The organism is Mesorhizobium sp. CNPSo 4689, assembly GCF_057784325.1.
The window spans coordinates 43,308-58,734 of the sequence record NZ_JBWLUZ010000012.1 but is presented as its reverse complement, the minus strand read 5'-3'; the positions used below and the strand labels follow the sequence as shown (position 1 = coordinate 58,734).

Annotated in this window: 13 protein-coding genes; 10 read left to right on the top strand and 3 right to left on the bottom strand. The window is 63.5% G+C overall.

Going from position 1 to position 15,427, the window contains the following annotated elements; all coding sequences use genetic code 11:
• Nucleotides 1-121: 121 nt before the first annotated feature.
• Entirely contained in the window at nucleotides 122-1,402 is a 1,281-nt protein-coding gene (locus AC04SI_RS17760) for an ATP-binding protein (protein WP_404281177.1), read from the top strand.
• Nucleotides 1,392-1,925 (top strand): response regulator transcription factor, encoded by a 534-nt coding sequence (locus tag AC04SI_RS17755; protein ID WP_404281175.1) that lies wholly within the window; start codon nucleotides 1,392-1,394, stop codon nucleotides 1,923-1,925. The genes AC04SI_RS17760 and AC04SI_RS17755 overlap by 11 nt, the downstream gene beginning before the upstream one ends.
• Nucleotides 1,926-2,235: 310 nt before the next feature.
• On the opposite strand, the gene AC04SI_RS17750 is transcribed toward AC04SI_RS17755, so the two are convergent.
• The 3 genes from AC04SI_RS17750 to nanR form a co-directional block, all read right to left on the bottom strand.
• Nucleotides 2,236-3,036 carry a sugar phosphate isomerase/epimerase family protein gene (locus AC04SI_RS17750; RefSeq protein ID WP_404281173.1) on the bottom strand — a complete coding sequence of 267 codons (801 nt, stop codon included), beginning with the start codon at nucleotides 3,034-3,036 and terminating at the stop codon, nucleotides 2,236-2,238.
• Nucleotides 3,037-3,096: 60 nt separating this feature from the next.
• A complete protein-coding gene (locus tag AC04SI_RS17745) occupies nucleotides 3,097-3,942 on the bottom strand; it encodes a phosphogluconate dehydrogenase C-terminal domain-containing protein (RefSeq protein WP_404281171.1) in 846 nt (281 codons plus the stop codon).
• A gap of 154 nt (nucleotides 3,943-4,096) precedes the next feature.
• Nucleotides 4,097-4,810 carry a transcriptional regulator NanR gene (nanR, locus tag AC04SI_RS17740; protein ID WP_488474578.1) on the bottom strand — a complete coding sequence of 238 codons (714 nt, stop codon included), beginning with the start codon at nucleotides 4,808-4,810 and terminating at the stop codon, nucleotides 4,097-4,099.
• A 376-nt stretch (nucleotides 4,811-5,186) separates the two neighbouring features.
• Between nanR and AC04SI_RS17735 the strand changes: the two genes are divergently transcribed.
• From AC04SI_RS17735 to AC04SI_RS17700, 8 genes are all read left to right on the top strand, one after another.
• Nucleotides 5,187-6,209, top strand: a complete 1,023-nt coding sequence (locus tag AC04SI_RS17735) for a substrate-binding domain-containing protein (RefSeq protein ID WP_488474577.1) — start codon at nucleotides 5,187-5,189, stop codon at nucleotides 6,207-6,209.
• Between the two features lie 168 nt (nucleotides 6,210-6,377).
• Nucleotides 6,378-8,861, top strand: coding sequence for an ATP-binding cassette domain-containing protein (locus AC04SI_RS17730; protein ID WP_404281165.1), 2,484 nt, complete (start codon nucleotides 6,378-6,380; stop codon nucleotides 8,859-8,861).
• Nucleotides 8,858-9,883 carry an ABC transporter permease gene (locus tag AC04SI_RS17725; RefSeq protein ID WP_404281164.1) on the top strand — a complete coding sequence of 342 codons (1,026 nt, stop codon included), beginning with the start codon at nucleotides 8,858-8,860 and terminating at the stop codon, nucleotides 9,881-9,883. Before AC04SI_RS17730 ends, AC04SI_RS17725 begins: the two co-directional genes overlap by 4 nt.
• 115 nt (nucleotides 9,884-9,998) lie before the next feature.
• Nucleotides 9,999-10,826, top strand: a complete 828-nt coding sequence (locus tag AC04SI_RS17720; protein ID WP_404281162.1) for a phosphogluconate dehydrogenase C-terminal domain-containing protein — start codon at nucleotides 9,999-10,001, stop codon at nucleotides 10,824-10,826.
• Nucleotides 10,827-11,134: 308 nt separating this feature from the next.
• Complete coding sequence (locus tag AC04SI_RS17715; RefSeq protein ID WP_404281160.1) at nucleotides 11,135-12,076, top strand: D-ribose ABC transporter substrate-binding protein; 942 nt, start codon at nucleotides 11,135-11,137, stop codon at nucleotides 12,074-12,076.
• Between the two features lie 79 nt (nucleotides 12,077-12,155).
• Complete coding sequence (locus AC04SI_RS17710) at nucleotides 12,156-12,815, top strand: DUF2291 family protein (RefSeq protein ID WP_404281158.1); 660 nt, start codon at nucleotides 12,156-12,158, stop codon at nucleotides 12,813-12,815.
• Entirely contained in the window at nucleotides 12,812-14,368 is a 1,557-nt protein-coding gene (locus tag AC04SI_RS17705) for a sugar ABC transporter ATP-binding protein (protein ID WP_404281156.1), read from the top strand. Before AC04SI_RS17710 ends, AC04SI_RS17705 begins: the two co-directional genes overlap by 4 nt.
• Nucleotides 14,361-15,425 carry an ABC transporter permease gene (locus tag AC04SI_RS17700; protein ID WP_404281154.1) on the top strand — a complete coding sequence of 355 codons (1,065 nt, stop codon included), beginning with the start codon at nucleotides 14,361-14,363 and terminating at the stop codon, nucleotides 15,423-15,425. The genes AC04SI_RS17705 and AC04SI_RS17700 overlap by 8 nt, the downstream gene beginning before the upstream one ends.
• Nucleotides 15,426-15,427 lie beyond the last annotated feature (2 nt).

Genomic DNA, 15,427 nt, shown 5'->3' with positions numbered 1-15,427 from the left:
CCAAGACTTTGCGCTGTCTCGCCCTGCTCGATCAAAGGCGGATCGGAAGCTTGGAGTTATCCCGACAAGCATATCGACCGATTGGCCATTAGATTGGAGTCGGCTACCGGAACGGACCTGCATGACCCTGCATGATAAAACCAACAAGCAGAATTTCCTGCTTCTGATTCAATTGCGCTGGATTGCGGTCGGCGGTCAGGTCGTGACGATTCTCTTCGTTCGCTACGGGCTCGGCATTGGCCTGCCGCTAACCCCTATGGCGGTGGTGATCCTGCTATTGACCGCGCTCAACATCGCCAGCCTGCTTCGGCACAGCAGCCAGGACGCCATCACCAACATGGAGCTCTTTCTCGGACTCTTGCTCGATGTCGCCGCATTGACTGTTCAGCTGTATTTGAGCGGCGGCGCGTCCAACCCATTCATTTCCCTCTATTTGCTCCAGGTCATTCTGGGCGCTGTGCTGCTCGAGACCTGGTCGGTATGGGCGCTGGTTCTGATCACCAGCGCGTGCTTCGTCGCGCTGACCAGCTTCTACCGGGAGATCAGCCTGCCGCATGCGCACGGTACCGGGCTGTTCAGCCTGCACATCCAGGGCATGTTCATCTGCTTCGTCCTGGCGGCCACGCTTCTGGTGCTCTTCATCACCAGGGTCCAGCACAACCTTCGCACCCGCGACGCGCATCTGGCCGATTTGCGCCAACAATCGGCGGAGGAGGATCATATCGTCAGGATGGGCCTTCTCGCCTCGGGCGCCGCGCATGAACTCGGCACGCCGCTCGCCACGCTTTCCGTCATCCTCAACGATTGGCAGCGCATGCCGACCCTCAAGGCCGATCCGGAGCTGACGCAGGAAATCCGTGAGATGCAGGGCCAACTGGATCGCTGCAAGAAGATCGTTTCGGGAATCCTGATGTCGTCGGGTGAACTGCGTGGCGAAGGAACCGTTCGCACCTCCGTGGATGCCTTCCTGGCGGAGCTGGTGGCCGAGTGGAGGTCGACGCGGCAGCCGCAAGGCTTCGAATACACGAACAGTTTCGGGTCCAACCAACAGATCGTGTCCGACCCGGCGCTCAAGCAGGTGATCTTCAATGTCCTGGACAATGCACTCGAAGCGTCGCCTCATTGGGTCGGGCTGAACGTCAGCCGTCACGAGGACAGTCTTGTCGCCGAAGTTGTCGACACAGGCCCGGGATTTGAAAAAGCCATGCTTGCGGAATTCGGCAAGCCTTATAGTTCGACCAAGAATCGGCCCGGCAGTGGGCTTGGCCTGTTTCTTGTCGTCAACGTCATCCGCAAGCTGGGGGGCAGCGTCGCCGTCAGGAACAGATCGGAGGGGGGAGCTTCGGTCACGTTGCATCTGCCGCTGGCTGCTCTGTCCCCAGGAGGCCACAATGCCGACTAGACGCGCGCTGTTGATCGTCGAGGACGACATCGCCTTTGCAAACGCGCTGCGCCGGTCTTTCGAACGGCGCGACTACGATACGCATATCTGCCAGAGTGTCGACGGTGTGCTGGCGCTCATCGGCACGGTTGTGTTTCGATATGCTGTCGTGGATCTCAAGCTTGCCGGCGGCTCCGGCCTCGAATGCGTCAAGGCGTTGCATGAACACGACCCGGAGATGAGGATCGTAGTCCTGACGGGTTTCGCCAGCATCGCCACGGCTGTCGAGGCGATAAAGCTCGGCGCCTGCCAGTATCTCGCGAAGCCCGCCAATACGGACGACATAGAGGCTGCTTTCGGCAAGGTCGACGGGGACGCATCAGTCCCGCTCACCGAACGGCACACCTCCATAAAGAACCTCGAATGGGAGCGCATCCACGAGACCCTTGTCGACACCGACTTCAACATTTCGGAGACGGCGCGGCGCCTCGGCATGCATCGACGAACGCTAGCGCGGAAGCTAGAAAAGAGACGCGTGACGTGAAAGAGCGAAATTAGGAAACACCAACGGCCGCGCGCTTCGGAAAAAATACCGTCAGTCCGCAACGCTACGCCGGCACATGGCCAGCAGCGGTCTCGTGCCGCGATCCGTCTGATTTTGGTCATCTTCGTGCTCGCCCTCGCCGGCCGGCAGGCGATTGTGCGGCGCTCGGCTGCCGATCCAGCCGGCAACGACGATGCCACCGCCTCAACGGCAGGGCGGCCCCACCCATCCCTGCCATCCGCCGATCTTCAACGACGAGGCCGACATGGCGGCGAAGAAGGACCTTTCCGGGGCTCCGAACATTCGGGATTCAGACATCGCGGCACTTCGCGGTCTCCAGTGCGTTGACGAAATCCAGCGATCGTCGCAGGGCGCCGCGAATGCTCGCGATGTCGACAGGTGTCTTCAGGCGCTGGGGATCGTGGCGCCGCGGGCGCTCCAGTCGCAGCGGCAGTTCGATGCTGACCGGGAGCGTCGCCGGCAGGATTGCCCAGTAAGGTTTGTAGCCGACCGAGCCGTCGCCGACGGCACAGAATGTCCACCCTGCCCCGGTGCTGACAACATCCTTCAGATGGGCATGACCGACAATGTCGATGGCCGCCGCTATATCCTGCGCCGGCTGCAGGATCTCGCCGCTATAGGTGAAGACGTTGCCGGCGTCGTGGTTCAGCCGGACATGCGGCGAACCGATTTCGCGGATGAAGCCTGCCCCCGATGCAGCGCTGCCGAGCAAATCGCCACTACCATGTCCGGGGTTTTCGAGCGCCAGAACGATATCGGCTCGCTCCAGCCTCGGCAGAACGGCATCGATTGCTCGACGGATAGCCGCCCGGTTCATCATCGGGCCGGCATTGGTGATCAGGAAGGATGCACCAAGACCCGTGGCAAAGGCGACGCGCCGCGACAACGCATCCACCGCATCGGGCCCCGACAAGTCGAGATGGGCAGACACGGCATTGATCCCAAGCCCGGCATTCTCCGCCGTCTGACGCAGTCTCGACGCCTTGCTGTCGGTAAATATGCTTTCATCGAAATCGACATAGCCGCGAATGAAGGCCGGTTCGACGTGGGTGGCACCGGCCGCCGCAATTTCCTCGACGGCCAGTTCCATGGAATAGCCATCGAAGAGTACGGTCGAGACCGATATGGTGCGTGGCGTCGAAGGCAGCGCTCAGGCTCCCTTGCCATAGACGATCAGTTCCGATGCTTCCTTGACCTTGGCCGGCGACAGCGCCTCGCGCCAGTCGTCACGGACCACGACGCCCTTGGCGAACCGCATCAGGCGCAGTGCGGCATCGGATGGCACTTTCGGAGAGAAGCCGAACCACATGGCGATCTCGACATTGAGATGGCCGATCAGAAAGTCGAGGGCGGCCTTTCTGGGAATGCCGTACTTGCGCTCGCACTCCTCGACAGCCTCGACCATGGTGTCGACGAAGGGCATGGCCACCATTTCGGACAGGCCGGGCTCGAGGATCGCCAGCTGCTCGATGGTGACGCGGTGGCTGTCGATGATCGGCGACCACATCGCCTTGCACACCTCCTCGCCAAGCGCGTAGTGCTCTTCCGGGCCTTGCATCAGGGCGCAGACGATCGACTGCCTGGCAATGCCGCCATGATAGTCGCGGCGGGCCGCCCACTCCGTCTCGTCGCCGAACAAAGGCGGATGGCAGGGATGGCCGACAAAATAGGTCAGATCCGGACGATCCCTCGGCAGGTCGCCGGCGTAAGGTGCTGCGGCATCAAGGATGAGCAGCATGGTGCCTTTGGCCAGCATCGGCGAGATCTGCCGCGCCACCTGGCCGATGATGTTGTCCGGCAGGGCCATCACCACGACCTTGGCGCCGGGAATGCCATTCTCCATGGCGATGGCTTTGATGTCGGCCTCCGCCAGACGCTTGCGGCCCGCATCGCCGACTTCGACGGCACGGACATCGTAGCCCGCTTCGATCAGCTTGCGCGTCACGCGGAAGCCCATCTTGCCTCCCGCCCCAAGCAACGCCACGGATGTTGTCATTTGCTTCTCTCCCATTTGCCTTGACGGTGCGACGATGGCGCAGGTTCACCGAACGCTTGCAAAACGGCCTCGATCATAGGCGAGGGTTAGCACCAAAAAGACATCATGTCATCATATGACTTTTTGCGGACAGAATTTTTTGCGACCCGGCTATTCAGCCGGCTCCGCCGCCGGCCAGCTTCGAATACAGCTCATTGGCGCGGCCAATGTGCTCGGCCATGGCGACGCTGGCGCCTTCGGCATCGCCGCCGGCGATCGCCTTGTAGATCCGCTCGTGCTCCTCGACCGTCAGACGCTCGGCACCCTTCACCGCCACAAGGTCGCGCTTGAACCGGGACAACCACTCGAGCATTCCCTTCACCACCGCCGCGATCATCGAATTGCCGCTCATCTCGGCGATGACCGCGTGGAACTCCATGTCGGCGGCCACAAATCGCGCCTGGTCGCCCTTCGCGTCCCGCAAATGTCGCAGCGTCTCGGCAAGCCGTTCCAGGCTCCTGGCCGTGGCGCGTCGCGTGGCTATGCGGACAAGGCCGGTTTCCAGCAAGAGCCTGACTTCCTTGAGTTCTTCGAGGCCACGAGAGTTCGTCGCCAGCATCATGACCATCGCCGCCGAGACCTGATCGACGATCACCTCGGGCGTCGGGTTGATCACCCGGGCACGTTCTCCGTGCGAAATCCTGATGAGCCCCATCTGCTGCAGCGTCAGCATCGCCTCCCGGATCGACGGCCGCCCTACGCCGATCATCGTCATCAGCTCCTTTTCCGACGGCAATTGAGAGCCGGGCGGGAACTCGGAGGTCGAGATTGCCGCCATCAGTCGGTCCAGCACTTCGACATACAGCTTCTTCTTCTGGACCGGCTCCATCAGCCACCTCCGTGATCACTCGGCATATCGATCCCGAGTCGCCTCGATAGACAAGGTCCCTTCACCGATTGACATTACATATATGATGACCTAACGTCCATATATGATCGCGCGCCGAGATGCCATGCGCCCGCGAATGTGGTTGCCGGAGGAGGAGCCGGAACGGGAAGCGATCCTCCCGACTGGTTATGGGCAAACACGGAAACTGACAGGCCGCTTCGCTCTCGACACCGCGTCGAATGAAGTTCCGGTACCCGCTTGCCTATTTGGTATGCTGGTATAACATGTAGCTGGTATGGCGTCCTCCGGAAGGGACGCTACAACGGAATGGCAGGCGAGCCGGCCATGCTGGCCGGTGTTTTTGGGAGGAAATATCATGAAGTCTACAATCGTGGCGGCGCTTGCCAGCGCCGCGCTGGCGAGTGTGTGCGTGCTGCCGGCAATGGCATCGTCGGACAAGCCGGTCATCGCGCTGACCAATGCCTATTACGGCAACACCTGGCGTCACCAGATGGTGGAAGCGTTCGAAGCCTCGGCCAAGGAAGCCAAGGCCGCCGGGCAGATCGCCGACTACATCGTCATGAACGGCGACGGCTCGGTCGCGCAGCAGAACAGCCAGATCGCCGAATTGATCCTGAAGAAGGTCGACGTGCTCGCCGTCGACGCCGCCTCGGAGACCGCGGTCAACGGCATCATCGAAAAGGCCTGTAAGGCCGGCATCATCGTCGTCTCCTTCGATTCGGTCGCCTCTGCGCCCTGCAACTACCAGCTCAATTTCGACTTCAAGGGCTACAAGGCGACCCAGGCCGAAGCCGTGTTCAAGATGCTCGGCGGCAAGGGCAACGTCATCCAGGTGCGCGGCGTGAAGGGCTCGGCGCCCGACAACGACATGTTCAACGCGCAGCAGTCGGTGCTGGCGAAATACCCTGATATCAAGGTGGTGGCCACCGTCTATGGCCAGGCGACCGCTTCGGTGGCGCAGGCGGCAATCGCCAACGTGCTGCCCTCGCTGCCGCATGTCGATGCCGTGCTCGGCCAGGGCGGCAGCGACGATGTCGGCATCGCCCAGGCCTTCGTTCAGTATGGCGGCGACTATACGGGCAAGATGCCGATCATCGAAGGCGGCGGCGGCACCGATTTCGTCAAATGGTGGGCCGACGAGAACGCCAAAAATGGCTACCAGACCGTATCGATGAACACGACGCCCGGCATCGGCGGCGCCGCCTTCTGGCTCGGCCTGTCGCTGCTGAAAGGCGCGCAGGCGCCGAAGCTGATGATCATGCCGGTGGCCACGGTCGATGCCAGCAACCTCAAGGAGTATGCGAAGCTGCCGGGCGGCCAGATCATCAGCCCGAGCTATTCGCTGGACTGGGTGAAGCAGAACCTGCTCAGCAAGTAACGCGACCAGACCACGGATCGGGCGCTGGCCTGGAGCGGTTCAGCTTTTATCGCTGGCCCGCTCCAGGTATTTGGTTTTACGCAATTCCGGACGGAAAACCGCTACGCACTTTTCCTGGAATTGCTCTAGGCCGCGCCCGATCTTGCCGTCGAAGAAAACGGAGGACGAATGTCCCAGCTTGCCGTTGCCGATCAGGATGATGCCGCCTCCACGGTGCCTGCCGCTCCTGCCCGGCCAAGCGTCGTCTCGCTCAGCCGGATCACCAAGAGTTTCGGGCCGACGCTCGCCAATGCGGGCATCGATCTTTCCGTCAGCGCCGGTGACGTGATCGGATTGGTCGGCGGCAACGGCGCCGGCAAATCCACGCTGATGCGCATCCTGTGCGGCGCGATGTGGCCGACGCTTGGGTCAATTTCGTTCGCCGGCGAGGAGCTGGATTTCACCGGCTACGACACCAACGAGGCGCAGCGGCGCGGCATCCGCATGGTGCACCAGGAACTGTCGCTCTGCGCCAACCTCTCGGTCGCCGAGAATTTCTTCCTCGAAACACCGGGCGAAGCGGCCAGCCGGCCCGGCTGGCGGGCGCTCTATCGCACCCGTGCCCGCGCGGCGCTCGACGCGGTCTTTCCCGGCAACGGCATCGATGCCGACGCCGAGGTCGACCACCTCTCCATCGCCGAACGGCAGATGGTTGAGATCGCGCGCGCCGCGGCAACGCCCGGCGTCAAGCTGATCGTGCTCGACGAGCCGACCTCCTCGCTCGACCTCGACCGCTCGAAGCAGTTGCGCGCCTTCGTCCGCGAGCGGGCGAAGGCCGGGCTCGCCTTCATCTTCATCAGCCACAAGTTGCAGGAGATCATCGACATCGCCACCGAAATCGTGGTGCTGCGCAACGGCCGCACCGCCTGGCAGGGCAAGGTCGCGGACGCTTCGATCGCCGGGCTGGTGCAGCTGATGGGCGGCGACGCCAATCCGGTTCACCAGCATAGCGTCTCCGCCGCATCCTCCCAGGATGTGCTGGTGCGGCTCTCCGGCCCGCTGACGGCGGAACTCGGCCACGACATCGACATCGTGCGCGGCGAGATCGTCGGCCTGGCCGGGCTCGAGGGCAGCGGCCAGAAGGAATTGCTGCACGCGATCTTCGGCACCGGCCGCAAGCACGATGCAGCGGTCGTGAGGCGCGCCGAGGCGAGCTTCATCGCCGGCGACCGGCAGAAGGAAGGCGTCTTCCCGCTGTGGAGTGTGCTTTCAAACATCAGCATCGGCGCGCTTGCCCGCCGCCCGGCACTCGGCCTGGTTTCGGAGCGCGCCAACCGCGATACGGCGAGCGGCGCCGCCAGCAAGCTGCGGCTAGACGACAAGCGCTTCCAGTCCAACATCACCGAACTCAGCGGCGGCAATCAGCAGAAGGCGCTGGTCGCGAGGGCGCTGGTCGCCGATGCGCCGATCGTCCTGCTCGACGATCCGACGCGCGGCGTCGACATCGCCACCAAGCAGGACTTTTATCGGCTCTGCAACGAGATCGCGCGCGGCGGCCGCACACTGGTCTGGCACACGACCGAGGACGCCGAACTGCTCGCCTGCGACCGGGTGCTGGTCTTTGCCGGCGGACGCATCGTGCGGGAACTTTCGGGCGAAGCGATCACGGAATCGGCGATCGTCGGCGCCTCCTTCACCCAACCGACGGACAAGCTCGCCGACGCCGGGCCAAAGGTGCCGACGGCTGCCGGACTTGCCCGGTGGCTGGTGAACGCGGCACCCTTCATCGGGCTTGCCGCGGTGCTGGGCATCATGATCTCGGCCAATCCGGCGGTCGCCTCGATCTTCGGCCTCGACCTGCTCCTGATGCCGGCGCTGTCGCTGGTGCTGGTGACGGCGGCGCAGATGTTCATCGTCGGCGGCAGCGAGATCGACCTTGGCGTCGGCGCCTTTGCCGGGCTGGTCAGCGTGCTCAGCGCCACGCTGCTCTACGACCAGCCATGGCTCGGCGCGCTGGCGCTGGCGGCCGCGCTCGCCGCCTATGCCGGGCTCGGCGGCCTGATCCAGGCGCGCAAGATCCCAGCCATCGTTGTCACGCTCGGCGCTTCCTTCATATGGGTTGGGATCGGCTATGCGCTGCAGCCGACGCCGGGCGGCGCCAGCCCCGACTGGCTGACGACGCTGTTCGGCTGGTCGGTCGGCTTCATGCCGACCTCGATCATCCTCATCGCCGCCGTCGCGCTGATCGTGTTGGTCATCGACCGGCTGCCGCTCGGCGTGGTGCTGCGCGGCTTCGGCAACAACCCGACGGCGATGATCCGCTCGGGCTGGTCGCCGACGCGCTACGCGCTGGTACGCTATCTCATCGCCGGGCTGTTCGCGGGTGCCGCCGGCCTGTCGCTGACGGCGATCAACACCGCGAGCGACATCAACTCCGGCAATTCGTTCACGCTGCTCAGCGTCGCCGCCGTGGTGATGGGCGGCTGCTCGCTGCTCGGCGGCATCATCTCGCCGGTCGGGGCCATCGCCGGCGCGATGACGTTGTCGCTGATCGGCGCGCTGCTCGGCACGCTCAACGTCAGCAGCGACTACAACGCCGCCACGCAAGGCCTGATCCTGATCGCGCTCTTGACGCTGCGCAGCCTGACCGCCGACCGCAGGAGCGAACAATGAACGCTCTGACCACCTTCAGTATCTGGGCGCAGAGGAACCGTTGGATCTGGGCGGCGATCGGCGTGCTGCTTCTGTGGCTCGTTCTGTCGGTCGTCACCAACCGCTTCAGCCTGTCCAGCCTGTCCGGCATCATGCTGTCGGCGTCCTTCCTGACCATCGTCGGCATCGGCCAGATGTTCGTGGTGACGACCGGGCGCGGCAATATCGACCTCTCCGTCGCCTCGGTGATCACGCTCAGCGCCTTCGTGGCGCTGCTGACCATCAAGGGGCAGGATGCCAATCTCGCTATCGGCGTCGCCGCCGCCATCCTGCTCGGCCTTGCCGTCGGTGTGCTGAATTCGCTGCTGGTCGTCGGGCTCGGCATTCCGGCGATCATCGCCACGCTGGCGACCGGCTATGTGCTGGCGACGGCGACGCTGCTGTCGAACCGGGCGATACCGGGCTTCGCCGTCAGCCCGGCGCTGAAGACGCTGGCGAGCGGCCGCGTCTCCGGCGTGCCGATCATGGCCATCATCGCGATCCTCGGCGTGGCGGCGACCTCCTTGGTGCTGCGCTACACGGTGTTCGGGCAGTTGCTGTCGGCGGTCGGCCAGAACCGCGCCGCCGCCCGGCTCGCCGCGATCAGGAATGGAAGGGTGATCGCGGCGGCCTTCATCATCTCCTCGGTGCTGGCCTCGCTCAACGGGCTGCTGCTCGGCGCCTATATTGGTGGCGCCTTCCTGGAGATGGGTCAGCCCTATCTCCTGCAGTCGATCGCCGCGGTGGTGCTCGGCGGAACGCTGATCTTCGGCGGTTCGGCGACGGCCGTCGGCACCTTGTTCGCCAGCATCCTGCTCATCCTGATCGTCACCACCATGCAGATCATCGGCCTGCCGCCCGGCGCGCAGGACATCGTGCAAGGCATCGTCGTCATCTTCGTGCTGGCGTTGGCGGGCCGGCAGGCGATGGTGCGGCGATCAGCTGCCGATCCCACCGGCAACAACGACGCTGCCACCGCCCAGACAGCAGCGCGGCAGTCATGACAGGCACCGCATTTACCGCTACCCGATTGCCAAAATCTGGTAGTGTGATTATACCAGTTGATAAGTTGACGACAGGCGAGACCCGTCGCCGCAGAGATCAGGAGTAGTGGACCAGATGACAACGATTGCGCTGTTCGGTGCCGGCGGGAAAATGGGCTACCGCCTGTCGACCAATTTTCGCGGATCGCCCTACACGATACGCCATGTCGAGGTGAGCGAGGCCGGCCGCGAACGGCTGAAGACCGGACTGGGCTTCGATGCGGTCAGCGCCGACGAGGCGCTGAACGGTGCCGATGTCGTGATCCTGGCCGTTCCAGACACGCATATCGGCAAGGTGGCGCAGAGTATCGAAAGCAAGCTTGCGCCGGGCACGATGGTGGTGGTTCTCGATGCCGCCGCACCCTTCGCCGGCCATCTGCCGAAGCGGCCCGACCTGACCTATTTCGTCACCCATCCCTGCCATCCGCCGATCTTCAACGACGAGACCGACATGGCAGCGAAGAAGGACTTTTTCGGGGGCGTCAAGGCCAAGCAGCATTTCGTCAGCGCGCTGATGCAAGGGCCCGAGGAGGACTATGCCAAGGGCGAGGAAATCGCCAGGATCATCTGGGCGCCGGTGATGCGCTCGCACCGCGTGACGGTCGAACAGATGGCTCTGCTCGAGCCCGGCCTTTCGGAGACCGTCTGTGCCTCGTTGCTGGTCGTCATGAAGGAAGCCGTCGACGAAGTGGTCGCGCGTGGCGTCGACCGGCAAACCGCGCTCGACTTCCTGCTCGGCCACATGAACGTGCTCGGCGCGGTCATCTTCGGCGAGACCAAGGGGGTGTTCTCGGACGCCTGCAACAAGGCGATCGAGTTCGGCAAGCCGGTGCTGATGCGCGACGACTGGAAGCGCGTCTTCGAACCGGAAGAGATTGCGGCGAGCATCCAGCGGATTACCTGAGGCGCGTCTTGCCTTCTCCCCTGTGGGAGAAGGGATGAACTCAAGTACACATCATCTGAATTAGTGGTTGACTCATCATACCAGTTGGCTTTAGCTAATGACTGGCTCGGATCGATCATCCCTCGCTGGAAAATCGAAGCCGGGACGAGTGGAGGATGGCGGGGAACGGGAGCGTGGATCGGCTCGGATGAAAGCCGGCGAACGGCTTTTCAAACCCGAGCAACGCGCTGCCTGCACTGCCTGACGAAATTCGATGCAGACAGAGGCCTTGGTCGATCAAGGCACGGTTTTTTCAACGGGAGGACTTCATGAAACTCACTCGCAGAATGACGCTTGCGGCTTTTGCCGGCGTGCTGGCGCTCGGCACGGCTATGCCTGCCTATGCGGCGGATCTCATCGCCATCATCACGCCCTCGCACGACAATCCATTCTTCAAGGCGGAAGCCGTCGGCGCCGAAGCCAAGGCCAAGGAGCTCGGCTACGAGGCACTGGTGCTGGTCCATGACGACGACGCCAACAAGCAGTCGGAGCTGATCGACACGGCGATCGGCCGCGGCGCCAAGGCGATCATCCTCGACAATGCCGGCGCCGACGCCACCGTCGCTGCCGTGCAGAAGGCCAAGGACGCCGGTATCCCCTCCTTCCTGATCGACCGCGAGATCAACGCCACCGGCGTTGCCGTGGCGCAGATCGTCTCCAACAACTACCAGGGCGCCCAGCTCGGCGCACAGGAATTCGTCAAGCTGATGGGCGAGAAGGGCAATTTCGTCGAGCTGGTCGGCAAGGAATCCGACACCAATGCCGGGATCCGCTCGAAGGGCTATCACGATGTCATCGACGACTATCCGGACCTGAAAATGGTTGCCCAGCAGTCGGCCAACTGGAGCCAGACGGAAGCCTATTCCAAGATGGAATCGATCCTGCAGGCCAACCCCGACATCAAGGGCGTGATCTCCGGCAACGATACGATGGCGATGGGCGCTTATGCGGCACTTGCCGCCGCCGGCCGCAAGGACGTCATCGTCGTCGGCTTCGACGGGTCGAACGACGTGCGCGACTCCATCACCTCCGGCGGCATCAAGGCAACGGTGCTGCAGCCCGCCTTCGCGCAGGCGCAGATGGCGGTCGTGCAGGCCGACGACTACATCAAGAACAAGAAATCTCCCGCCCAGGAAAAGCAGTTGATGGACTGCGTGCTGGTCAATGGCGACAATGCCAAGAAGCTGGAGACCTTCGCGCTCACCAACTGAGCCGGCGTCACATCAATCGCAAGGGACGGACCTCCGGTTCGTCCCTTGCCTCCATTTTCGTGGGTGCTTCCTGACCGCCATGCCGAACAAGCTGACCTGGTTGAGCTTCGCCGTGCCAATTCTTGCCGGACTGGCCGGCCTCGGGCTCACCGCCTGCAAGATCCTGCCGACGCCGTCGGCGCAAAACGGCGGCACAGCACCGGCCTTCAATCCCGACAAGATGGTTGAGGATATCTGGACGGCGAAGGTCATTCCTTACCTGCAGCAGAAGAGCGGACCGTTCTCCGAAGTGCACGCTCTGGCCACCGCCGATCCGGCCGCCGCTGGCGCCAAATACGGCAACCCGAAGAAGCAGGCAAACTCACCCTGGACCTTCGCGGTGCGCCTGGAGGGCAAGACCGTTGCGGCAAATACCCAGTCACGCGCGGCGACCATCGATGTCGACGTCGATGGCGACGGCAAGGCGGATGCGCGGGTGCAGATCGGGCCGGCGGTGCGGGGGACCGCGCTGCGCGACAGCCTCGACTTCATCCAGTTCAACGACTTCACCAACCAGATCGACTTCGCCCAGTTCGGCAAGGCGTTCAACAGCTATGCCGACAAGACTGTGCTGTCCAAGCTGCCGCGCGAGTCCCTCGAAGGCCGCAGCGCCAAGGTGCTCGGCGCCTACACGCTGGGCAGCGGCCAAGACCTGCCGCTGGTGACGCCGGCGGAGGCAGAGATCGGGCCGAAGCCATGAGCGCGGCCGGCGAACACGATGTCATCCTGAAGCTGGAGGTTGTGTCAAAGGTCTATTCGGGCACCGTCGCAGTCAAGCATGCGAATTTCGAGGTGCGCAAGGGCGCGGTCAACGTGCTGGTTGGCGAGAACGGTGCCGGCAAGTCGACGCTGATGAAGATGATCGCCGGCGTCGAGAAGCCGACTGCCGGGCGAATTCTACTGGAGGGCGAAGAGGTCTCGTTTTCGTCATCCGGCGACGCGGTGAACCGTGGCATAGGCATGGTGTTCCAGGAGCTGAACCTGTTCGGCAATTTGAGCGTCGCCGAGAACATTTTCGCCACCCGCGAAATCACCAATCGGTTCCGCAAGATCGACCGCAAGGAGCAGGAGCGTCGCGCCGCAGAGTTCCTCGAACGGCTGCAGGCCGGCATCCGCCCGGACATGCTGGTCGAGGATCTGCGCATCGGCCAGCAGCAACTGGTCGAAATCGCCAAGGCGGTCTCGCTCGATGCGCGCATCCTGATCATGGACGAGCCGACTTCGGCGCTTAGCGCGGCGGAAGTCGAGATCCTGTTCAAGGTGATCGCCGACCTCAAGGCGCGCGGCGTCGCCATCGTCTACATCTCGCACCGGCTGGAAGAGTTGATCCGCATCGGCGACTACATCACCGTGCTGCGCGACGGCCGCATCACCGGCCAGGAGCAGATGAAGAATGTCGATACGCAGTGGATCGTGCGGCAGATGATCGGCTCCGACGCCAAGGATTTCGCCAAGGCCGACGGCCATCTGCCGGGCGAGGAAATATTCCGTGCCGAAGAGATCTGCCTGCCGCGCGCGACCGGTGGACTTGCCGTCGACCATGTCTCGCTGTCGCTGCGCGCCGGCGAGATCTTGGGCATCTACGGCCTGATGGGCGCCGGACGCAGTGAACTGTTCGACTGCATCATGGGCCGTCATGCGCATTCCACCGGTTCGATCTTCATCGCCGGCAAGAAGGTGCGCGAGCGCGACACGACGCGGCGCATCCGGCGCGGCCTGGCGCTGATCCCTGAAGACCGCCAGCGTGAAGGGCTGGTGTCGATCCTTTCGGTCGCCAGCAACCTGACGCTGGCCAGCCTGTCGCGCTTCGCCCGCCTGTTCCATATCCGTGGCACCGAGGAAAGACAGGCGGTGACCGGCATGGTGCGCGAACTGGCGATCAAGGTCGCCGACCCGGCGCAGGAGGTCTCCTCGCTGTCGGGCGGCAACCAGCAGAAGGTGGTGATAGGCAAGGCGCTGCTCACCGGACCGAAAGTGCTTTTGATGGACGAGCCCAGCCGCGGCATCGATGTCGGCGCCAAGGCCGATGTCTTCCGCACCATGCGCAAGCTTTCGCGCGATGGGCTCGGCATCCTCTTCGCCACCTCCGACCTCGACGAGGTGATGGCTCTGTCCGACCGGATCGCGGTGATGAGCAACGGAAAACTGACCGGCATGTTCGATCGCGCCGAGGCGACGGAAGCGGCGATCGTCGCCGCATCGGCGCTCGGCCACGGACCCGCGGGGCATAGGGAGATGAACGCCAATGACTGACATTCCGGCCAAGGCGGCTGCCCCTTCCGCGTCCAGCGGCTCCGTGCTTTTGACGCTGATGAAGCTCAGGACCTTCATCGCGCTGATCGCCGTGCTGGTGTTCTTTTCGATCGCGGCGCCGAACTTTCTGTCGGCGGCAAACCTGATCCTGATGGCGAAGCACGTAGCGCTGAATGCCTTCCTGGCGATGGGTATGACCTTCGTCATCATCACCGGCGGCATCGACCTCTCGGTCGGCTCGATCGTCGGCCTGTGCGGCATGGTCGCCGGCTACCTGGTGCTGAACGGCATCGACCTGCAGATTGGCTACACGATCTATTTCAACGTCGTCGAGATCGCGCTGATCACGCTTGCCGTCGGCATATTGATCGGGGCGGTCAACGGGCTGCTGATCACCAGGCTCAACGTCGCGCCCTTCATTGCCACGCTCGGCGTCCTCTATGTCTCGCGCGGCCTGGCACTGCTGTCATCCGACGGTCGCACCTTCCCCAACCTCGTCGGCAAGCCGGAGCTCGGCACCACCGGCTTCGGCTATCTCGGCGCCGGCAAGCTGCTCGGTCTGCCGGTCTCGATCTGGATCCTGATCGTCGTTGCCCTGGGGGCCGCCTATCTCGCAAAGTACACGCCACTTGGCCGGCACATCTTCGCCGTCGGCGGTAATGAGCGGGCGGCGCGGATTTCGGGCGTGCGCGTCAACATGGTGAAGATGTTCGTCTACATGTTTTCCGGCTTCTGCGCGGCGATCGTCGGCCTGATCATCTCGTCCGAACTGATGGCCTCGCATCCGGCGACAGGCGAAAGCTTCGAGCTCAATGCGATTGCGGCGGCAGTGCTCGGCGGCACTTCGATGTCCGGCGGGCGCGGCACGATCGGCGGTACCATTGTCGGCGCCTTCGTCATCGGCATCCTGTCCGACGGACTGGTGATGATGGGGGTCAGCTCGTTCTGGCAGATGGTGATCAAGGGCCTCGTCATCATCGTTGCCGTTGTCGTCGACCAAGCGCAGCGCCGGCTGCAAAGCCGCGTGACGCTGATGCAGATGGCGAAAGTGAGCTGAGC

Excerpts from the sequence above, each read along its gene's own strand:
- AC04SI_RS17760 (WP_404281177.1), top strand. The coding sequence starts at position 122 with ATGACCCTGCATGATAAAACCAACAAGCAGAATTTCCTGCTTCTGATT.
- AC04SI_RS17755 (WP_404281175.1), top strand. The coding sequence starts at position 1,392 with ATGCCGACTAGACGCGCGCTGTTGATCGTCGAGGACGACATCGCCTTT.
- AC04SI_RS17750 (WP_404281173.1), bottom strand. The coding sequence starts at position 3,036 with ATGGAACTGGCCGTCGAGGAAATTGCGGCGGCCGGTGCCACCCACGTC.
- AC04SI_RS17745 (WP_404281171.1), bottom strand. The coding sequence starts at position 3,942 with ATGACAACATCCGTGGCGTTGCTTGGGGCGGGAGGCAAGATGGGCTTC.
- nanR (WP_488474578.1), bottom strand. The coding sequence starts at position 4,810 with ATGGAGCCGGTCCAGAAGAAGAAGCTGTATGTCGAAGTGCTGGACCGA.
- AC04SI_RS17735 (WP_488474577.1), top strand. The coding sequence starts at position 5,187 with ATGAAGTCTACAATCGTGGCGGCGCTTGCCAGCGCCGCGCTGGCGAGT.
- AC04SI_RS17730 (WP_404281165.1), top strand. The coding sequence starts at position 6,378 with ATGTCCCAGCTTGCCGTTGCCGATCAGGATGATGCCGCCTCCACGGTG.
- AC04SI_RS17725 (WP_404281164.1), top strand. The coding sequence starts at position 8,858 with ATGAACGCTCTGACCACCTTCAGTATCTGGGCGCAGAGGAACCGTTGG.
- AC04SI_RS17720 (WP_404281162.1), top strand. The coding sequence starts at position 9,999 with ATGACAACGATTGCGCTGTTCGGTGCCGGCGGGAAAATGGGCTACCGC.
- AC04SI_RS17715 (WP_404281160.1), top strand. The coding sequence starts at position 11,135 with ATGAAACTCACTCGCAGAATGACGCTTGCGGCTTTTGCCGGCGTGCTG.
- AC04SI_RS17710 (WP_404281158.1), top strand. The coding sequence starts at position 12,156 with ATGCCGAACAAGCTGACCTGGTTGAGCTTCGCCGTGCCAATTCTTGCC.
- AC04SI_RS17705 (WP_404281156.1), top strand. The coding sequence starts at position 12,812 with ATGAGCGCGGCCGGCGAACACGATGTCATCCTGAAGCTGGAGGTTGTG.
- AC04SI_RS17700 (WP_404281154.1), top strand. The coding sequence starts at position 14,361 with ATGACTGACATTCCGGCCAAGGCGGCTGCCCCTTCCGCGTCCAGCGGC.